We start from the raw sequence: 17,047 nt of genomic DNA, 5'->3' as shown, positions 1-17,047 counted from the left end.
GAAACCTTCATCTGCGCGTTCTTTGCACACGCAGATGAAGGTTTCGCTTACCCATACGGACGCCGGTAGGGTGGTTTTATGCCCTCTACACCGTCTTCTTCACCCCGGCAGCCTTCGCTCAACCGCCAGATTCTTGCCCTGGCGGTGCCTGCTTTTGGTGCCCTCATTGCTGAGCCCCTGCTGGTGCTGGCCGATTCTGCCATCGTGGGCCATCTGGGCAGCGCTCCATTAGCTGGCCTGACGCTGGGCTCAACCGTGGTGCAGACCCTGGTGGGCTTCATGGTTTTTCTGGCCTACTCCACCACCCCGGCGGTGGCCCGGGCCGTGGGGGCAGGCGATACTCCCAGCGCTTTTGCTGCCGCCCGCAACGGCCTGTGGGTGGCTGCTGGCCTGGGTCTTTTCTTCGCGGTGCTGCTGGCGCTGACCGCCGGCCCCCTGCTGCGTGCACTGGGGGCGGGCGGGGACGTCCTGACCCACGCCACCGCCTACCTGCTACCCTCCCTGGCGGGCTTGCCCGGCATGCTCCTGGTGCTGGCGGCGACCGGTGCCCTGCGCGGTTTCCAGGACGCCACAACCCCCCTCTACGTTGCTACCACCGGCGCTGCCCTCAACGTGCCGCTGAGCTGGGCCCTGGTCTACCCGGCAGGCTGGGGCGTGGCTGGCTCGGCGGTGGCAACGGCGGTGGTGCAGTGGGGCATGGCCCTGGCACTGACCTATGCGGTAGTGGCGCGGACGCGGGCACCCGGCTCTACTGCCCGACCCTCCGGCTTATCAGTGCGGACGCGGGTGCCCGGCTGGCTGCCTGACCTCGCCGGTCTTAAGGCTGTTTTTAGGGTGGGGGCCTGGCTAATGGTGCGGGCCGCCTGCCTGCGGATTGCCCTGCTGGCTACGGTCTTTGTGGTGACCAGCCAGGGGGAGAAAAACCTGGCCGCCTACCAGCTGACGATGGCCTTCTTTAACCTGCTGGCCTTCGCCCTAGACGCCCTGGCCATTGCTGCCCAGGCCCTGCTGGGTAAGGAGATGGGTGCGCAGGATCTTTCAACCCGGCAGGGGCAGGGCGCGGTGGTTCAGCTCAAAAACCGCCTGGTGCGGTGGAGCCTGGCCTTTGGTCTGGTCACGGCCCTGGTCTGCCCAGTGGTCGGGTTTGGCCTGGCCTGGGTGTTTACCCCCGACCCCGAGGTGCAGCGCCTCTTTGCTCTGTCGTTGCTGGTGCTGGCGGTGGGGCAGCCCCTGGCCGCCTACGTTTTCATTCTGGACGGCGTGCTCATCGGCGCCCAGGACGTACGCTATCTGGGTCTAGCAGGGCTCTTTACCCTGGTGGCCTATCTGCCGGTGCTGGCTGGGCTGTATCTCTGGTTCGGTACCGGTGCGGACGCTCCCGCCCAGTTCGCTGGGGGCACCTCCTGGGGCTGGGGCGGTCTGTTCGATGGCCCCACCCTGGCCTACCTGCTGCTCTGGTGCTCCTACGCCCTGTGGTACATGGGCGCCCGCGCCCTCACCCTGGGTCTGCGCGCCCGCAGCGGGGTGTGGCTGCGCTAGCCCGCCATAAGCTCAGCCAGCAGGGCTTCGACGCGGTGCTCCTGGCCGGTAGCGCGCAGCAGCTCAATGCAGGCGTCCAGGGCAGCAGCACGGGACTTCTTCAGTCTCAAAGGCTCAAAAAACTCCGCCGCCAACTCGTAGCGGCCAATCGCCAACTCACTCTGCCCGGCGGTAGCCGCAGCTTCAGCGGCAACCATCAGCAGGCGGGCTGCCCGCTCCAGGCACTCGTTCTCGCGGTAGGTTTCTACCAGCTCATCCACGAGCTGCTGGCTCGCAGAGTCATCGGCCGCCAGTGAAAGACGGGCAGCGAGATCCTGAGCCTGCATCACAGTCAGAAGGTCGGGGTGGGCCGCCTGCCGAGCCAGCTCCTGTAGCTCATTGACCGGGGTGCGAAGGGCTTCAAGGTCATTCACCCGTTCGGCAACCGGTGCCCACACGCGCACTACCTCGGCCAGCAGGGCGGGGGCGGCACCGCCGTCCGCCAGCAGAGGCCAGGCCGTCTCAAAGAACCCGTGGGCCTCAAGCGCCTGCGCCCCAGTGACAGGCCCACCGGCCAGCACCAAGAAAGCAGCCTCGGCATAGGCCATACCCGCCTCAAGGGAAGCCCCCGCCGCCTCATGCTCGCGGGCCACCGCCAGGTAGGACTCCACCGGGGTAAAGGACAGGGGAGTAGCGTCGGTCGCGCTCGCACCACCGGTCTGGGCACCTTCGGCGGCGTCCGCTTCGGTCAAACTAGCCGAACCAGCCCCGTCCGCCCCCGTAGGCAGCACAATGGGTACCAGGGCGGGCAGCTCGGTGGCGGCCTCCAGGGACTCCGAGAACCGGGTGTTACCCGCCCGGCGGTCAAAGGCCTGGGCCAGCGGCCGGGACTCATCCAGCGCCCAGTCGTAAAGCTCCCGCAGGGTCGCCCGCGATGTCTGACCGGCAGGCCGCAGGCCGGTGGGCATATCCCCGTGGTCCTCTAAAGCCCAGGCCAGGCCAGCGACGATATAGCGCAGGAAGTTGCGGTTATCGCCGGGATCCCCTGCCAAGTCAAGGGCACGTTTACCGTGGTCAGCGAGCAGGTCAAAGGCCGCCTGAAGATTCTGGCCGCGGGCCAGCACCTCAAACTCAACCCCCAGATCGTCCGGGTCATACTGGTCGCGGTTAGCCGCAGCCCGCAGCAGGTGCCGGCCGGCAGCTTCGCCGTCCTCCACATGTAGGTAGGCAAGGGCCAGCTGCCGGTGGGAGGCCGCAGGTTCCCGGTTACACAAATCTTCGGTGGGGGCACCCATGCGGATAGCCGCCTCAAACTCCCCGTCGGTCACGTGGTCGCGCAGAATCCCGCCGTGCCTGCAGGAGCCGCAGTCCATCTCGTCCTCACCGTGTGCAAGCCAGCGGGCGCGCCAGGTCTCGGCGGCCTCGTCCTCGCCAATATGGGCAGCCCACATGTACTCGGCCCGGTCAGGGGCCATCTCGCCCATGCCCGCCAGGCGGTAGCGGCGGCGCATCTCATCGAGCAGCTCGCGCGCCTGCGCCTTAGAGATCTGCGGGTAGGCGGTCATGTCGCCAATAATCCACTTGAACTGCCAGAAGAGGGTGCGGGCGGTGAACTCGTCAAAGTGCTCGGGGTGGGCGTCGTAGAGGCGCAGCAGCTTAGAGAACACCGCAAAGGACGCCGGGGTCGGCTGCCCAAAAACATAGGCCTCCACCAGGTTGAGGTAGGCCTCGGGCAGCATGGATTCGGGGCCCTCCCGCTCAAGAGTGCGGGTGATGTACTCCATGGCGGCGGTGCGGGCGCTACCGTAGGGCAGGTCGCGGATCGCGGCAATTTTCTGGGCGGCTTCGTGGGTTGACCACACAGTTTTCTCCCTTATCAGTAGCTAGTTTAGGGCTGGCGCAGGGCAGCTTCGAGCAGCTGGGCCAGGCTGTCGCTGAGCAGGTTGGTTTCGGCCCCGCGTAGGCCCTCACCGGCGAGCATGAGGGCTGAGAGGTAGAGGGTTGTCAGGCCCGGTTCAAAGGACGCGTGCTCCGGCTGGTGCAGCAGACGGCGGGTATTTTCGTTGGCGTCGTTGAGCACCAGGGTGCGGGTTGGCTCGGTTGCCGCCTCGGTAAAGGAGCCGAGCAGCCCACCCCAGGCGCCACCGGCGTCCTCGGCCTCTTGGGCTAGGTCGCGGGCGCGTTCGGCGTCCGCATCGCGCAGCAGCACCGCGGGTACCTCGGCGGGGTCAAAGGTGCGCAGAAGGACGCCGCAGTCCTGGGCGGCGAGCACAGCCCGGGCACGCTCCAAGCCGCGCAGCACCTCGAACTCGCGTTCCATCTCAACGGCTGCCAGGGTCTGGGTGACGTCCTTGCTGGTCAGCTCGGTGACCTTCCAGCGGGGGCGGTCAGCCAGCTTAGCCAGCAGGTCAGCGTCGTAGACGTAGCCGCCGTTGACCACCCACAGCCCCTGGGCCCGCGCCACCGGAGCCACCCGGCGGTAGGCCTCGGTGGTGGGGGTGTAGAGCACCTGCCCGGTCTCTTCAATAACCTGGGCCAGCGTGGCGATACCCCCGGTGGTTTCAAAGGGCAGGGAGGACGCCACCACATCGAGCATGTCGTCGCTAGCCAGGGCCACTGCCCGCAGGGCCAAAGAATGGGTCTCGACAAAGCGGTCACGCAGGGCGCTGGGCTCAGAAAGGGTAGCGGTAATCCAGGTCTTGAGCTGCTCACCGATCGCCTCGCGGGTGAGCAGAAGAATCTCGTCCTCGCGCAGCTGCTCGCGGGAGGCCGTTGGGGTCAGGGACTCCGAGTTCACCACGGCCCGCACGAAGAAAGCCCAATCGGGCAGCAGGGTGTCTTCGCGGGTATTCACCAGCATGTTCTTCACGTAGACGCGGTGGCGGCCTGAGCCCGGTGACACCGCCTGAGGCAGCACATAGGCCACGCCGGTCGTACCGGTGGCGGGCACGTCGAGCTCAAGAGCCGCCAGGGGAGTGAAGCCCAGGGTCTTCTCGGCGTAGTTAGTCAGGGCCAGGGCTCGCTCGTGCTGGTTGGGCTGGTGCTCACCCTCCCCCTTCGCCCAGGGCAGGGCAGGCAGGGAAATACGGCGCCAGAGACGCTGGCCGGCAGCCGTCACCCGAACCGCCACCTCAACCGGCAGCATATCGGCGTAGTCGCTCGCCAGCGTCACCACCGTCTCCTCGGCAACCCAGTGGGCGGCGTCCGCCCGCGCCTTCAGGCGAATCGTCGTGCCGACCTCGGGAACCTGCCCGGTGGCGTCCTCACCGCCGGCTAGCTGAAGCACCTCAAAGGTGCCGTCCGCATGACCCAGCCAGCGCACCGGGGCAGCCCCCGGCAGCACGCTCTGCGAGGTGACCTCAACCGTATCGGCAATCAAAAAACAGGCCAGCAGGCCAATACCGAACTGGCCCAAAAACTCGGCGCGACCCTCGTTAAAGACCTCATCGCGCTTAGAGGTACGGCCAATCGTCGCCAGAAACTCCTCAGCCTGCTCAGCCGTCAGACCCACACCGGTGTCGGTAATGGTGATGCCGGTGCCGTCCTCCCAGGGCTCAAGGAGCACCCGGGCGGGGGCGTCGGCGTCCTGCTCCCGGCGGGCAGTAATAGCGTCAACCCCGTTCTGAATCGCCTCGCGCAGGTAAACCTGCGGGCCCGAATACAGGTTCTTCGACAGCAGCTCAACCAGGCCACCCAAATCAACTTTAAAGCGCTGTGACAAGGCTACTCCTCCCCGCCGAAGGTGGAGGCCACGGTCTCGAAGTACTCCAGCGAAGTCTGCAGGGCAGCGCGCAGGTGTTCATCCAGCTGGGCGTCCGTCACCCCGCCCGCGTAAACCATGCTCAGCTCAACCGGCAGCACCACAAACCCCTGCCCCTCCTCTTCAACCCGGTAGGGGAAGACCTTGGGGAAGAGGTTCTGCTGGTTCCAGGCGTTGGTGAACTCGTTGAGGGCGGGCAGCGCCTCGAAGGGGAAGGTGCCCCGGTAGCTGCCGCGCACGCTCAGCAGGTCGCGGCTGGCGTTACTGGAGAGGGTGTAGTAGAAGTAGCCCCGCTCAAAATGGAACACAGCGGCCCCGTCATCGCCCAGCTCGTAGTCCACCTCAAGGCGGTCAAGAGCCTGCAACATACGCTCATCGGTGAGCGGCTTGAGCAGCTGCGCGGCAGACTGGACGGACTCAAAGTACCCCATGGTTCCTCTTTCAGCGGTGGAAGATAGTGGTGCGGTTCCTTCTATCCTATAGGTTCGGGCGAAGGTGGGGTTGGGGTGGAGGGCTAGCCTGTTATTTATAGGTGGCCCCTTTAACCCTCTACGCCCCTTCGCTCCTGCCTCCGGGGTGATACACCGGGGTAGAAACGAAAGGGCGTAGGTTAGGGGCCTTGATTCTTTAGGCGCTCGCCAGGACGGTCCGGCGGGCCTGGCGTTCGGCCTCTGCCTTATCTTCGCGGCGGTGGCGAATCCAGATGCTCAGGGCAGTGCCCGCAACAGCCAGGGCAATCCAGCCCAGCAGCCAGACAATACCCGTTGCAATACCGATGGAGCCACCGGCGATCAGGGAGCGGAAAGCCTCCAGCGCGTGAGTCAGCGGCAGCCAGGGGTGGATAGCCTGTAGGAAGGCAGGGGCTGTCTCAATCGGGTAGGTACCACCCGCCGCGCCAATCTGAACCACGGTCAGAATCAGAGCGATGAAACGGCCGGGAGCATCCAGCAGGGCGATGAGGGCCTGGTTGATAGCCAGGAAGGTGATAGAGGTCAGAATGGCGAAGCCGGTCAGGCCCCAGAAGTTGGTCTCTTCAATGCCTACCCAGTAGTGGATGACTAAGGACATCACTGTACCTTGAACGATACCCATCAGAACTACCGGCACCAGAGCCCCACGCAGAGTGCGCAGACCTGAGTGGCCGCCGCGGGCGAACTTGCTGGAGATCGCCGGGTACATCATGAAGTAGGCGATAGCGCCGACCCACAGGCCCAGGGTCATGAAGTAGGGAGCCAGGCCGTGGCCGTAGGTGGACACCTCGTTCAGGCGGGTTTTCTCAATGGTGACGGGGTCGCTGGTGACCGCACTGAGTTCGCTGGCCTGGTTGGTGGTGTAGCTGGGAACCTGCCCTACGGCGTCCCCCAGGGAGGTCGCGAGCTCGCTGTTACCATCGTTCAGGTCGCTGAGGCCGTTGGAGAGGCTGGTGGCGCCGTCAACGGCGGATCCTGCGCCTTCGCCCAGGGTCTGGGTGCCGTCGGCGAGGGTGCCTGCGCCGGACGCCAGGGAGTTGGTACCGTCGGCCAGGGTTCCTGCACCGTCGGCGAGGGTGCCTGCGCCGGACGCCAGGGTGCTGGTGCCGTTAGCCAGGGTTCCTGCGCCCGATGCCAGGGAGCTGGTTCCATCAGCCAGGGTTCCTGCGCCCGATGCCAGGGAGCTGGTTCCATCAGCCAGGGTTCCCGCACCGGAAGCCAGGGTGCTGGTTCCATCAGCCAGGGTTCCCGCTCCCGATGCCAGGGTGCTGGTTCCATCAGCCAGCGTCCCCGCTCCCGATGCCAGGGAGCTGGTTCCATCAGCGAGGCTGTGCGCGCCGGAGGCCAGGGTACCTGTGCCGTCAGCCAGGGCAGAGGCACCGTCATTGGCCTGAGAAATTGCGGTGGCTAGCGAGCTCAAGCCGCTCGCCATAGAACCGGCCTTGTCATTGAGGGTTGCAGCCCCGCCGGCCAGGGTGTCGGCCCCGTCAGAGAGGGAGGTTGCGCCAGCGGCGAGCTGTCCGGCTCCGCTTTCAAGGGATGAAGCGCCGGCGGCAAGCTTAGTCAACCCGCCCGATTCGTTGCCGACGAGGGAGGATGCACCGGTAGCGAGGTCGCCTGATGCGCTATCCACGGCGCTCGCACCCTCCGAGAGGGTGGTGGCACCGGCGTTAATCTGTTGGAGCGCGGCAAGCCTTTGAGCGTCGCTGAGGGAGCCCCAGTTATCGATGAGCTGCTGGGAGCTGCTGGCTAGATCACTCGCGCCGGACGCGAGGGTACCGGTGGCGGTGTGGAGAGCTTGCGTTCCGTCGGCAAGGGTTTGTGCACCCTTGACCGCCGCGTCGGCGCCGTCAGAGACTGCGGTGCTTCCACTGACGAGCTGCCCGGCGGCGTCCTCAAGGTTCTGAGCGCCGGTGGCGAGGTTGCTCGCGCCGGACGCCAGGGAGCTCGTTCCGTCGGTGAGGGCTGGTAGCTGGGAGGGTAGGGCAGAGACGCCGTCATTGATTTGGTTCAGGCCATTAGCGAGGGTTGCGGCTCCGCTGGCGGCACTATCGGTACCGGATGCGAGGGATGAGGCTCCGTCGTTGACCTGGGTTGCACCGGATGCGAGGGACGAGGCTCCGTCGTTGACCTGGGTTGCACCGGATGCGAGGGACGAGGCTCCGTCGTTGACCTGGGTTGCACCGGATGCGAGGGATGAGGCTCCGTCGTTGACCTGGGTTGCGCCGGATGCGAGGGATGAGGCTCCGTCGTTGACCTGGGTTGCGCCGTCCGACAGGGACGCTGCGCCCGAGGCGAGGGAGGTTGCGCCGTCATTAACCTGGGTCGCACCGTCCGCCAAAGAGGCTGCGCCCGAGCTCAACTCGCTCGTACCGGACTTCAAGTCGGTCAGGCCCACCACGAGCTCGTCGGAGCCTTCCTTGGCGCTGGTGGAGCCGTCAGCGAGCTGGCTGGCGCCATCGGCTGCCTGCCCCAGGGAGTCGTGGATATCGGTGAAGCCCGCGTAGATGTTGTTGAGGTACTCGGTGGACACCTGGCTGGCCAGGGTGTCGGTGACCGCCGTGCCCAGAGAGCTGGCGATATTGCCCGAGATGATGTTGGAGCCGTCATTGGTGGTGATATTTAGCTTGGCGGTTTGGGCTGCCGCCGCGTCGTTTTCAGACACCGACGCTACATTCGCAGAGAAGTCAGACGGAATCGTCAAAATAGCCTGGATGTCACCGTTTTCGAGCTTGGTCTGCGCTTCGTCTGCGCTCATGGTCGACCAGTCAAAATTCTGTTTGCTGTCGTTGCTCAGAAGCTCGTCGGTGAGGTCTTGACCCAGGTTAAGGGTGCTGCCGGTGGCTGTGGTTGCCGGTGAATCTTCGTTCACAATGGCAGCCGGAACGGCATCAATCGTGCCCGTGGGGTCATAGTTAGCCCAGGTTAGAATACCTGCGTAGATCGAGGGGATGATAATGACGGCCAGCAGCACCAGGTACTTCATGGGGCTGAAGCGATGCGGGTGCAGCTTGGGGCGTTTAGCGCGTGTTGAGGGCACGGGATCTCACCTACTTTCGGGTTGTTGGGATCGTGAAAAGTCTGTCTCTCGGGTTAGGAAATCACGGCTTGCATCATGTGGGCAAGGTGTTCGCCGGTGGCTTCTGCGGTGTTTTCGCCGGTGAAGTCGGTGGCCAGCCAGCGGACGGCCAGCCAGGCGACCCCGGCGGCAACGAACTGGACGTAGTCGCTGGTCAGATATGGGTTCTTGGCGATGAAACGTTCGGCAACGGCCGGTCGGCTGAGAAAACGGTGGCTGAGGAAGTCGATGAGCTCGGCGACCAGGGAGGAGTTGCCCGAGATAGCCAGCACATTGCGGTAGAAATCCGCGTCGACCTGCAGCTGCTTGAGCAGGTTGGTGCTGACCTCGCTGGTAAAGACAGCGACGGATGCGGTGGGATTGGCGGGCAGTAACGCGTCGAAGGCGGCGCTGAGTTTGGTGAGGGCCGCGGCGTGAATGAGCTCGTGCACGTCGGCGAAGTGCTGGTAGAAGGTGGGGCGGCTGACCCCTGCGGTCTTGACCAGGGTTGTGACGCTGAGATTGCCGGGGTCGCTGGTAGCCAGGGCCTCGGTGGCGGCGTCGATGAGGGCTGCGCGAGAGCGGGCCGGACGCGGGTCGGCGGCGCGGGCGTCCTCTGCGGCGTGCGCCAGGGCGGGGTTCATAGCGGGTATCCTCTGCCAACAATTTTTCTTACAGATGTAAAGTTTACACTTGTAAAAAATATCGGCAAGCGGTGGGCGTGTGAGATAAGAAATAGCTGTCTAGGTAGATTAGAAACATGAGCACACTGCCCCGCCCCCTCGCCTTTGCCGCCCTGGCCTGCGGTGCTGCCGCAGCCGCGTCCGCCCTCTATCACCGCTACAAACCTCTGCCAGCCGGCCTGGGCGTTACCGGGCCCTGGCGAAGCGGACGGGTAGAGCTGTTAGCAGACCTCACCTATACGGCCGACGGTGAAAGCCGCTCTGACCAGCAGATTTTTACCGCTATTGAGGGGGTTATTGAGCGGGCTACAAGCTTCTTGGTGCTCGATATGTTCCTCTTCAACAGCGACTATGACCGCTCCAGCGGGCGCACCTACCCGGCCCTCTCCCAGCGCCTCACCGAGGCCCTTCTTGCCAAGCGGGCCGCCGCCCCCGATATGCCCATCGTGCTCATCACCGACCCCATCAACACCTTCTACGGCAGCTACTCCCTGCCTCATCTAGAGCGACTGCGGGCCGCCGGGGTGCAGGTGGTTGAAACCCGGCTAGAGGCCCTGCGCGACTCCAACCCCGCCTACTCCGGCTTCTACCGGGCGGCCCTGGCGCACCTGCCGGAGCTCCCTGCCGTGCTGCCCAATGCCCTGGCACTGGGCGGGCCGCGCGTCTCTGCCAATGCCTACGCCAGGCTCTTTAACTTCAAGGCCAACCACCGCAAGGTGGCCCTGTCTGAGGCCGAGGCTGTGGTGGCGTCCGCCAACCCGCACGATGCCTCTGCGCCCAACTCCAACCTGGGTCTGCGGGTCACTGGTGCTGTGGTGGGTGACCTGCTGGCTAGCGAGCTGGCGGTTCTAGACTTTTCTGCTCCCGACCTCGCCCGTTCCCTGAGGGGGCTAAGCTTTGCTGGTGGTGTTGGGTTCCCGGGGCAGGCGTCTGAGGTGCAGCTGGTGACCGAGGGCGGTATTCGCACCGCGGTGCTGGAGCTGCTGGCTGGTGCCGGCGCGGGGGACAGGGTCTGCCTGGGTATGTTCTATCTATCGGAACGCGCTGTCATTGCCGGGCTTAAGGCTGCCGCAGCTCGTGGCGCTTCGGTGCAGGTGGTGCTCGACCTCAACATTGACGCCTTCGGCCGCACAAAAACCGGCCTGCCCGCCCTGCCCGTTGCGCGAGAACTGGTACGCGCCGGGCTTCAGGTGCGCTGGTACGCCACAGGGGGCGAGCAGTTCCACCCCAAGTATCTGGCGGTTCACCGAGGGGCGGACGCTCCCGCCCCGGCAGATTCTGGCGGCTTTGAGCTCCTGAGCGGGTCGGGTAATTTTACCCGCCGAAATATTTGTAATTACAACCTAGAAACCAGTCTGCGGGTGCGGGCTGAGAGCGATTCAGCCCTGGCTCAGGAATTCGCCGTCTACTGGTCCCTCATCTGGAACAACGAACCCGTGGGTGGTGCTCCCGCCCTCTTTACCCTGCCCTATGAGACTAAGGCGGGTGGGGGCGTCCTAAAATCGACCCTGCAAACCCTGGCCTACCGCGCCCAGGAGGCGACGGGGCTGGGGACCTTCTAGGTGCAGACAGTGCAAAAGTTTGTAATAAGTGCAATAAATGAAAACACTTGCACTTATTTCACTTAATCGATAGTCTGAGGATGTATAAATCCAAGAACCTCTACCACCAAGGAAGACGATGACCGCGCAGACTCTCAAAAACACTGCGACTATCGAAACAAGCCAAGCTGTGGCTCAAGAGGCTCATAACCTTCTCACTCATCTTGAGAAGTCACCTGCGCTGTCTGTGTCGTTGACTGTATCTGGCGAGGCCAGTGAAGTGCTGGGGCCAGAGCTGGTCGCAGCGTTGAAGGCAACCCTGTCAATCATCAGTCAAGGAGGTCAAGCGCAGGTTGTCTCCGTACCCAAGGATCTGACTACGACTGTGGCGGCCCGCCGCATCGGGGTTTCTCGCCCAACTCTTATGAAGCTCATTCGTGAAGGTCAGATTCCTGCCCATCAGGTAGGTACCCACTGGCGTGTTCGTACGGCAGATGTTGATGCTTACAGGGCGCAGCTGCTTGCTGTGAAAACTGCTGAACAGAAAGCCGCCTTCGAAGAGCTGATGAAACTTGACGAAGAGCTCGGAATTTTAGACTAAACAAAATAGAAATATCGCTACTTGTGCTACCCCACGTCTTTAGGATGGGGTGGTATGAGTAGCGATATCTATCGGATAGTTCTCGACACCAACGTGCTGATGAGCAAGACGTTGAGAGACTGGATTTTCCTTACCTGTTTGGAGACAAATAATCTTTTTTATCAGGTATATCTTTCGCAGGGTATCTTAGATGAGTTCGGTTATCACTGGCGTAAACAGCATCCACACCATGATGATGCCGTGAGGCAGCGCTATATGAAGCAGATTATGGATAGCGCGACGGGCATTGTGGAGGGGTTTAAAGTAGAAACTCCTGCCGGATATCCTGACGAGCATGACGCCCATGTTCATTCGGCCGTGCTTGCATCTACAGCGGATGCTCTCATAACCGATGATTCTAAACTGATAGCTTTTGGTCAAAGTTGCCAAGGGGAGGAAGCCCTGCCCTATGACACCATGAGTGCGGATGACTTTCTCATGCAGATGGCTCACTTCATACCCCCAGAGATTCTCGACTCGGTGTACCTAAAGCAGGAAACCTATCTTGAGTATAGGAACCCTGATGCAACTGTACCTAGCTTGCTTCGACAAGCAGGGGCTTTGAATTTTGCTCGTCACCTTCAAACGGTTGTAATTCCGCGTTTATGATGTGGGACCTGGTCTAGATGAAAACCTTATGACCTACTCTTCGGTGGACTCATGCGGGCCTAGTTGCGAGACTATATGGAGTTTTCCCTTACCCTCTTTCATCCTGCCGGGGGAGCTCTTTTGTCAGCAGGCTTGCTATGCTGGCGGTGAGAGCAGGTAAAGACGCCTGCTACCCGACGCCAGAAAGGACGCAGCCGTGACACACCCACTTGATACCAGAAGCCCCCAGTCCGGAAGGCTCTCCCGCAGATTCCTTACCCTGCCTGCGCTAGCGGCGGCGAGCGTCCTCACTTTTGCACCCCTTGCCTTCGCACCGGCTCAGGCAGCAGACCTGCCTGCCGCCCCGGCCTCCGGCAATATTCGGGACGACGCCGACCTGCTCACCGATACCGAAGAGGACAGCCTCAACGACCTCATTGACCAGAAAAACCGCGGCACCGACCGTGCCCGCTTCGCTATCTATACCACCGACCAAAGCCCCGGCGACCTGCCCGACTACGCCACTGACCTGGGCAACGCCTGGGGCGTCGGCGACCAGGGTAAAGACAACGGGGCTGTGCTGGTCATCGATATGGAGGGCCGTGAAACCTTCATCGCGGTAGCAGACGGCGCCGGGGACTACATCAGCGATTCCGAGGCAGAAACCATCGCCAACGACGTCCTGGGCCCCTACCTCACCGACGGCGACTACGCCGCCGGTCTAGAGACCACCATCGACGAAATCTATACCGCCGCAGAAACCGAGAGTGCAGATAGCAACCTGATCCTGTGGGGCATCCTGGGAACCCTGGGTGCTGTTGCAGCAATTATCGTCGGGTGGGTTTTCCACGACTACCGCAAGGTCAAGCGGGCTGCCGAGGACGAGATGCGCCGGGCCAAGGAGGAGAACCCCGGCCTGAGCATTCCCGACGATATGCGCCGTGACTACATCAAATACCGCTACGCCAACCGCACCGCCCCGGCAGACCCCGACCAGCGCGAGGCCGAGCTTGCTGAGCAGGAAGCGGAGAACAAGGACACCTACACCCGCTACGCCCCCACCTTTAGTGCCTGGCTGCCCCTCTATGCGACCATGCCCCACCTCTACTCGGGCAGCAACCATGTGCCAGAAAATTCGGCAGGGTCAGGGGGTAGCTTCTCGGGCGGCTCATCCTTCGGCGGCGGCGGGGGCTTTAGCGGCGGCGGTGGAGGCGGACGCTTCTAGGACACCTCCGCCCGGCTGGCCAGGCCCAGCAGGGCCCGGTGCACGGTGGTGTCGCCGGTGAGTTCCGGGTGGAAGGAGATACCCAGCAGGTGGCCCTGCTGCACCCCGACCACCTGCCCGGCGTGACGGGCCAGTACGGTGACGTCCGCCCCCACCCGGGTGACAATGGGTGCTCGGATGAAGGCGGCCTTCACTGGTACCTGCCCGCCTGCATCGGTAAGCTGACCGGAGCCGTCCGCCCCGGTAGCGCCCCAGGCCAGCTCGGCCTCAGCCGAATCCACCTGGGAACCAAAAGCGTTACGGCGCACGGTCACATCGAGCAGACCCAGGGTTTGCTGGCCTGCCGCCGGGTCCTCAATTTCCCGAGCCAGAAGAATCAGCCCGGCGCAGGTGCCCAGGGTGGGCAGGCCACCCGCGATAGCATCAATGAGGGGCTGGCGCAGGCCAAAAATCCTGGTCAGCCGGTCAATGGTCGTCGATTCCCCGCCGGGAAGAACCATGGCATCCAGCCCCTCCAACTGCTCGGGGCGCTTGACCAAAACCACCTGCGCTCCCAGCCTCTCCAGCAGGGACGCGTGCTCGGCGACCCCGCCCTGCAGGGCAAGGACGCCAACAACAGGGGGAAACACTACCATCCACGCTCCGCCAGGCGGTGGGGGGCGGGCAGGTCTGCCACGTTGATACCGACCATGGCCTCGCCCAAACCGCGGGAAGCATCCGCAACAGCAGCCGGGTCGTTGTAGAAGGCGGTTGCCTTGACGATGGCCTTGGCACGGGCCTCGGGGTTGCCAGACTTGAAAATACCAGAGCCGACAAAGACGCCGTCCGCACCCAGCTGCATCATCATGGCCGCATCTGCCGGGGTTGCCACGCCACCAGCGGTGAAGAGCACGACGGGCAGCTTGCCGGTTTCGGCCACCTCGCGTACCAGCTCGTAGGGGGCAGCGAGCTCCTTGGCCTTGACGTAGAGCAGGTCGGGGGCGGTGGCGTGCAGGGCCTGCAGCTCGGCAATCTGGGTCTTGATGGTGCGGATGTGCTTGGTGGCTTCAGAGACGTCACCGGTGCCGGCCTCGCCTTTAGAGCGAATCATGGCAGCGCCCTCGGTGATACGGCGCAGGGCCTCACCCAGGTTGGTGGCACCGCAGACAAAGGGCACTTTAAAGGCGTGCTTGTCGATGTGATTGACGTAGTCAGCGGGGGAGAGGACCTCGGATTCGTCGATGTAGTCAACCTTGAGGTGTTCCAGAATTTGGGCTTCTACGAAGTGGCCTATGCGGGCCTTGGCCATGACGGGAATAGAGACAGCGTCGATGATTCCCTCGATCATGTCAGGGTCGCTCATGCGGGCAACACCACCCTGGGCGCGGATGTCGGCGGGGACGCGTTCGAGGGCCATGACGGCTACGGCGCCGGCGTCCTCTGCGATTTTTGCCTGTTCGGGGGTGACGACGTCCATGATGACGCCGCCCTTGAGCATGTCGGCTAGGCCGCGCTTGACGAGGGGGGAGCCGGTAACGGTGGTTTCTGCGGTGTTGTGTTCAGTCATGGTTTCAACTGTGCCCGCCGATGTGGTCTAAGAATAGGGCCAGTTTCTAGCAAAGTTTTTAGACCACAGGTAGCGAGGCGGACGCTCGTCAGCACGTTTTAGGGGGCAATTTGTCCCCAAAAGCTAAAATTTTGCCCCCTCCATACCGAAGGGTGAAGAGGTTTGGGGGACAAAACTGCAGCAAAATCTTTGAAAAAATGAGCTGATTTGCCCAAAAAACCCGACCTTGGGGACAGGTTCAAAATTTTTTCCGAAAAATTTTTTTGCCGGACAAGCGAACATCTACAAGGGGAAATAAAATTGCTTGACCGAGAAAGTGCTAATTTTGTCCCCATCTCGCCTTGTTTTGTCCCCCAAACGTCCTATAAAGTTTTCAACCGAAGCACAAAGGGCTAACCCAAAGCTCACAGGCTCCACCCAGGAGCCACACGAACCCACCCAGGGTTCACCCCGAGATTCCCCAAGAATCTCAACCACCCCAGCTCTCCCCAAGAGCTTCCCATCCCAAACAAGTACACACGAAAGAGACCCAAGCCATGCTTTCTGTATCCCGCCGCAACTTCCTGTCACTGACCGCCGCTACCGCCGTTGCAACCGCGCTGACCACCCAGGCTGCGCACGCAAACACCGGTATGGTACTCAACGGTGAAGGCCTGAAATCAGGCGTCCTGCGCTTTACCCCCCTGGCAGACGTCAACTACACCTCCCCCTTCGCTCAGACATTCACTGACGCTCGTGCCTTCACTACCGTAGGCACCAAGCACTCAGACGCCCTGGTGGAAGCAACCTACACCACCTCACGTCCCGCAGCTGGCACTGTTTACACCCGCGTTATTGCCCGCCGCACTTCGACCGGTCGTGACTACTACACCGCGATGCTCTCCATCGCTAACAGCGGCGCAATGACCCTGCACATCGAGCGTGTGATCAACCACCGCACCGTTGTACTCGGTCAGAAGGTTCTGGCAACCGCAGCCCCCACCGCCGCCTTCTCCTACGAGCTGGCTCTGTCGGTGCGTGCTACCCGCCTGGTTGCCCAGGTGATTGTCAATGGCCAGGCTGTTGAGAACCTGGTTTTCAACGACAACCAGGTCCCCTTCCACGCAACCCCTCAGGGTGCCGGCACCGGTATTAGTGCTTATGCAGGTCGCACCGTTCCCTCTACCCACCTGGTCAAGGTTGAGAAGTCCAAGGCAGATAACTGGGGCGAGCACCGCGGTGCCCTGACCTCCTCAGGCTGGGGCAAGCTCATCTTCGAGGACGACTTCAACAACGGCGCTATCGACGGCACCAAGTGGCGCGTGCGCGATAAGTCCTACGTAGGCTACGATTCCGGCGTCAACCTCAAGGAAGCTGTCACCATGGGTGACTCCTCCACCAAGATCTGGCTGAAGAAGCTGGCTACCCCCGTCACCTACAAGGACGGCAAGCTGCGCGAATGGGCCACCGGCTACATCGACACCATGGGCAAGTTCTCCGCCGAGAGCTTCCGCCTGGAATACCGCGCTAAGCAGCCCGCTTCAAACCCCACCCACATCGGCGCCTGGGGCGGCATCTGGATGCGCCCCAACAACACCGCTCTGCTCGGTGAAATCGACATCTCCGAGTCCTACGGCTACGCTTCCGGCAAGCAGAAGGTTGATATCTCCAACCGCTCTGAGGGTACCGTGCACTACGGCCAGCAGCAGGGTAACAAGGCTAAGAAGAACGCCCTGATTCCCGTACTGGGTCAGAACCTTGCCGACGAATACCACACCTGGGCAGTTGAGAAGACTCCTGCCGGTATTAAGTTCTTCTTTGACGGGGTTGAATATCTGTTCGTCTCGTCAGAGGATCCTCGCTACCAGGCCGCACTGCCTGCTGGTGAGAAGTTCAACATCCGTTTGTGCATGCAGGCAGGTAATGCCTACTGGGGCGGTCTCGCTGAGACCACCGCAGACTGCGCAATCGAGGTTGACTACGTACGCGTTTGGGAGTACGTAGGCTAGTCAGATTCCCTGGGAAGAATCTGATGCGAG

Annotated in this window: 13 protein-coding genes; 6 read left to right on the top strand and 7 right to left on the bottom strand. The window is 62.7% G+C overall.

Annotated elements, in window-relative coordinates; all coding sequences use genetic code 11:
• The first annotated feature begins 78 nt into the window (after positions 1 to 78).
• A complete protein-coding gene (locus ACED88_RS04620) occupies positions 79 to 1,539 on the top strand; it encodes an MATE family efflux transporter (RefSeq protein WP_449107237.1) in 1,461 nt (486 codons plus the stop codon).
• Here the strand turns inward: ACED88_RS04620 and ACED88_RS04615 are convergent.
• The 5 genes from ACED88_RS04615 to ACED88_RS04595 form a co-directional block, all read right to left on the bottom strand.
• On the bottom strand, positions 1,536 to 3,380 hold the full coding sequence (locus ACED88_RS04615) for a hypothetical protein (protein WP_449107238.1): 1,845 nt from the start codon (positions 3,378 to 3,380) through the stop codon (positions 1,536 to 1,538). The genes ACED88_RS04620 and ACED88_RS04615 overlap by 4 nt on opposite strands.
• 26 nt (positions 3,381 to 3,406) lie before the next feature.
• Positions 3,407 to 5,239 (bottom strand): HSP90 family protein, encoded by a 1,833-nt coding sequence (locus tag ACED88_RS04610; protein WP_449107239.1) that lies wholly within the window; start codon positions 5,237 to 5,239, stop codon positions 3,407 to 3,409.
• A 2-nt stretch (positions 5,240 to 5,241) separates the two neighbouring features.
• Positions 5,242 to 5,709 (bottom strand): type III secretion system chaperone family protein, encoded by a 468-nt coding sequence (locus tag ACED88_RS04605; protein WP_237222039.1) that lies wholly within the window; start codon positions 5,707 to 5,709, stop codon positions 5,242 to 5,244.
• 196 nt (positions 5,710 to 5,905) lie between these two features.
• Positions 5,906 to 8,788 (bottom strand): YhgE/Pip family protein, encoded by a 2,883-nt coding sequence (locus ACED88_RS04600; RefSeq protein WP_449108867.1) that lies wholly within the window; start codon positions 8,786 to 8,788, stop codon positions 5,906 to 5,908.
• 53 nt (positions 8,789 to 8,841) lie between these two features.
• On the bottom strand, positions 8,842 to 9,450 hold the full coding sequence (locus tag ACED88_RS04595) for a TetR/AcrR family transcriptional regulator (protein WP_449108866.1): 609 nt from the start codon (positions 9,448 to 9,450) through the stop codon (positions 8,842 to 8,844).
• Positions 9,451 to 9,566: 116 nt separating this feature from the next.
• Here ACED88_RS04595 and ACED88_RS04590 point away from each other — a divergent pair, with 116 nt between their 5' ends.
• The 4 genes from ACED88_RS04590 to ACED88_RS04575 all read left to right on the top strand — a co-directional run bounded on the left by ACED88_RS04590 (position 9,567) and on the right by ACED88_RS04575 (position 13,483).
• Positions 9,567 to 11,051 carry a phospholipase D-like domain-containing protein gene (locus tag ACED88_RS04590; RefSeq protein ID WP_449108865.1) on the top strand — a complete coding sequence of 495 codons (1,485 nt, stop codon included), beginning with the start codon at positions 9,567 to 9,569 and terminating at the stop codon, positions 11,049 to 11,051.
• Positions 11,052 to 11,169: 118 nt separating this feature from the next.
• Positions 11,170 to 11,631, top strand: a complete 462-nt coding sequence (locus tag ACED88_RS04585) for a helix-turn-helix domain-containing protein (RefSeq protein ID WP_431464239.1) — start codon at positions 11,170 to 11,172, stop codon at positions 11,629 to 11,631.
• Between the two features lie 54 nt (positions 11,632 to 11,685).
• Entirely contained in the window at positions 11,686 to 12,279 is a 594-nt protein-coding gene (locus tag ACED88_RS04580; RefSeq protein ID WP_449108864.1) for a PIN domain-containing protein, read from the top strand.
• Between the two features lie 196 nt (positions 12,280 to 12,475).
• Complete coding sequence (locus tag ACED88_RS04575) at positions 12,476 to 13,483, top strand: TPM domain-containing protein (protein ID WP_449108863.1); 1,008 nt, start codon at positions 12,476 to 12,478, stop codon at positions 13,481 to 13,483.
• On the opposite strand, the gene pdxT is transcribed toward ACED88_RS04575, so the two are convergent.
• Both pdxT and pdxS read right to left on the bottom strand, forming a co-directional pair.
• Positions 13,480 to 14,112: a pyridoxal 5'-phosphate synthase glutaminase subunit PdxT gene (pdxT, locus tag ACED88_RS04570; RefSeq protein ID WP_449108862.1), complete on the bottom strand. Its 633-nt coding sequence runs from the start codon at positions 14,110 to 14,112 to the stop codon at positions 13,480 to 13,482. The genes ACED88_RS04575 and pdxT overlap by 4 nt on opposite strands.
• Positions 14,112 to 15,029: a pyridoxal 5'-phosphate synthase lyase subunit PdxS gene (gene pdxS / locus ACED88_RS04565; RefSeq protein WP_185173864.1), complete on the bottom strand. Its 918-nt coding sequence runs from the start codon at positions 15,027 to 15,029 to the stop codon at positions 14,112 to 14,114. The genes pdxT and pdxS overlap by 1 nt, the downstream gene beginning before the upstream one ends.
• A 536-nt stretch (positions 15,030 to 15,565) precedes the next feature.
• Here pdxS and ACED88_RS04560 point away from each other — a divergent pair.
• Entirely contained in the window at positions 15,566 to 17,017 is a 1,452-nt protein-coding gene (locus tag ACED88_RS04560) for a glycoside hydrolase family 16 protein (protein ID WP_449107248.1), read from the top strand.
• Positions 17,018 to 17,047 lie beyond the last annotated feature (30 nt).

Source organism: Rothia sp. 11273D007AR, assembly GCF_053547255.1.
This window is presented reverse-complemented; position numbering and strand designations above follow the sequence as displayed.